This window comes from Stenotrophomonas sp. HMWF023, from assembly GCF_003060985.1.
GTDB lineage: Bacteria > Pseudomonadota > Gammaproteobacteria > Xanthomonadales > Xanthomonadaceae > Stenotrophomonas > Stenotrophomonas lactitubi.
Map to the genome: position 1 here is coordinate 1 of NZ_QAIJ01000015.1, position 323 is coordinate 323.

Below are 323 nucleotides of genomic sequence, written 5' to 3' on the forward strand. Positions count from 1 at the left end.
CCCCATGACCCCTATCCCCGAGACCGTGCCGCCGACCGAAGTGCGCATGGCCGAGATCGTCTTCCCCAACCACACCAACCACATGGGCACCCTGTTCGGTGGCCAGGCGCTGGCATGGATGGACAAGGCCGCCTTCCTGGCCGCCGCCCGCTACTCGCGCCGCACCGTGGTGACCGCGCGCAGCGACCAGGTCGATTTCAAGCTGCCGATCCGCATCGGCCAGATGGTGGAGACCATCGGCCGCATCGTCGAGGTCGGCCGCAGCTCGATGAAGGTCGAGGTGGAGCTGATCGCCGAGGACCTGCACAGCGGCGAGCGCAAGC

1 protein-coding gene is annotated in these 323 nt (G+C 68.1%); it reads left to right on the forward strand.

The window, feature by feature from the left end:
• Positions 1 to 4: 4 nt before the first annotated feature.
• Positions 5 to 323 (forward strand): acyl-CoA thioesterase (locus DBR20_RS00380; protein ID WP_108264786.1); only part of this gene is annotated, 319 nt, incomplete at its 3' end.